General features: G+C 70.1%; 3 protein-coding genes. All 3 read left to right on the forward strand.

The genetic code is table 11. The annotated features are described in order from the left end of the window. Positions 1 to 72: 72 nt before the first annotated feature. The 3 genes from EPN29_13600 to EPN29_13610 are packed head-to-tail and all read left to right on the forward strand — an operon-like array spanning position 73 to position 2283. On the forward strand, positions 73 to 1533 hold the full coding sequence (locus EPN29_13600; GenBank protein ID TAN31371.1) for an IS66 family transposase: 1461 nt from the start codon (positions 73 to 75) through the stop codon (positions 1531 to 1533). Positions 1534 to 1561: 28 nt separating this feature from the next. After that, the gene (locus EPN29_13605) at positions 1562 to 1978 is read left to right on the forward strand and encodes a hypothetical protein (protein ID TAN31372.1); all 417 of its coding nucleotides are present in this window, start codon (positions 1562 to 1564) and stop codon (positions 1976 to 1978) included. Beyond that, positions 1975 to 2283 carry a hypothetical protein gene (locus EPN29_13610; GenBank protein ID TAN31373.1) on the forward strand — a complete coding sequence of 103 codons (309 nt, stop codon included), beginning with the start codon at positions 1975 to 1977 and terminating at the stop codon, positions 2281 to 2283. Before EPN29_13605 ends, EPN29_13610 begins: the two co-directional genes overlap by 4 nt. Positions 2284 to 2316 lie beyond the last annotated feature (33 nt).

Below are 2316 nucleotides of genomic sequence, written 5' to 3' on the forward strand. Positions count from 1 at the left end.
GTAACTGGTCAGGTCCGGCGCATAGGTAGTTCGTAAGAAGGGACCTCTGTCGCGGCGGCGAATGCGTTCGTCGTGGAGCGGGCGGGTGCGGTTGCGATCTACCGGCAGGGCGAGGACGCGTGCGTCGAGGTTCTGCTGTCGCTGGCCTCGGCGGTCGAGGCGTTGCAGGGTCAGGTCGCGGTGTTGGAGTCGCGGATGGCTGAGCTCGAGGCTCGGTTGCGGGAGAACTCGCGGAACTCGTCGCGGCCGCCGTCGTCGGACGGGTTGGGTAAGCCTCCGCCGAAGCCGCGTTCGCGGCGGCGCCGGTCGGGACGGAAGCCGGGTGGCCAGCCGGGGAGCGAGGGCCATCACCTCGCCCAGGTCGCCGACCCCGATGAGGTCGTCAGCCACGAGCCCGCGGCGTGCCGCGGCTGCGGCGGTGGCCTCGAGGACGCCGAGCTTGTAGGGGCCGAGCGGCGGCAGGTGTTCGACCTGCCGCCCGAGACACGGCTTGTCGTGTGCGAGCACCGGTCGACACGGAGACGGTGCGACTGCGGAACGGTCACCGCGGGGGCGTTCCCCGAGCCGGTGCGCGCCCCCGCCCAGTACGGGCCGCGGCTGCGCGCTTTCGTGCTCTACCTGGCGGTCTACCAGCATCTCCCGTACGAGCGGATCCAGCGGCTTCTCGCCGACCGCTACGGCGCGCACCTGTCGACCGGGACGCTGCAGGCGATCGTCCAGGCCGGCGCGGCCGGGCTGGGACCGTTCCTCGAGCAGGTGCGCCTCGAGCTCGTGGCAAGCCCGGTCGTCCACGTCGACGAGACCGGCGCCCGCGCCGCGGGGAAGCTGCACTGGGTGCACGAGGCGACCACGCGAACGCTTGCCCTCTACCGGCTCCACGCCAAGCGCGGCAAGGACGGGATCGACGACCTCGGCGTCCTCACAAACTTCACCGGCACCGTCGTCCACGACGGGTTCACCCCCTACCGCCACTACACCCGCTGCAGCCACGCTCTCTGCAACGGCCACCACTTGCGCGAGCTCGCCGCGGCTGAAGAGCAGGGCCAGCCGTGGGCATCCGAGCTCGCCTGCCTGCTCGTCGAGCTCAACACCGCCGTCGAAGCCGCGAAGGAGGCAGGACAGGCCGCGCTCGACCCGGCCGTCCTCGCCCGCTACCAGCGCCAATACCGCGCGCTCCTCGCCGCCGGCTACGAGCTCAACCCCGAACCCGACCGGACCGGCAGACGCGGCCGGCCCAAACAAGGCAAAACCCGCAGCCTCCTGCTGCGCCTCGACCGCTACCAGGACGACGCCCTCCGGTTCGCGACCGACCTCAACGTCCCATTCGACAACAACCAGGGAGAACGCGACCTCCGCATGATCAAGCTGCAACAGAAGATCTCGGGCTGCTGGCGCAGCAGCGAAGGCGCAGCATCGTTCCTCGCCCTGCGCAGCTACATCCAGACCGCGCGCAAGCAAGGCCAGGACATCCTCGCCGTCCTCCAAGACGCCGCCGATGGCCGACCCTGGCTCCCCGCCGGCGGCGAGACCTGACCGCCGGCCAGCTCCCCATACTCGAGGCATGTCCAGACCCACCCGCGCCGCTCGGCGGCTCGCGCTCGCCCCGGCCCCCCGCCCCGCTCCCGAGACTGTCCCGCTCGAGGCGACGCTCGACCAGATCGCCGCTGGCGAGCTCGACACGCACCTCACCCAGATCGCCGAAGCGATCCGGGCCCGCTTCGATCTCCTCCAAGCCGTCAACTCAGCCAAGGCGCACGCGCAGCTCGAGCTCGGCGACCGCGTACGCATCAACCACCACGCGACCCCCCGCTACCTGCACGGCCTCCACGGCACCATCGTGCAGCTCGACAACCAGAGCGCCACCGTCTGCCTCCACCGTCCCGTCGGCCGCTTCACAAGCGGCGAGATCCGCTGCCCGCCGCTCGTCCTCGACCGGCTCCCGCCAACCCCCACAGAGCAGAAGACACCACCGCCATGAGCCCCACCCGTCAAACCGACCCCGAACTCGACAGCCTCATCGCCGAGATCACCGTCGACTGCCACGACGAAGACGAAGCGCTCACCGCGTTCGAAAACGCCTTCGACGAGGACGCCTCCTTCCCGATCCCAGCAACCCTCATCGGGCAAGACATCGAGACCCTCTCAATCGGCACCCGCAACGGCCGCCGCGAACTCATCGCCACCTGCCGACACGCACAAGAAAAACACAACGCCGCCCTCCCCGACATCAACACCAACCCCAACCAACCCCCCTCACGCCCCCACGCCGCCTACCACCACTAGATCGGCGCTGACACCCCCACCTGACCAGTTACG

This window comes from bacterium (assembly GCA_004299235.1).
Lineage (GTDB): Bacteria > Chloroflexota > Dormibacteria > Dormibacterales > Dormibacteraceae > SCQL01.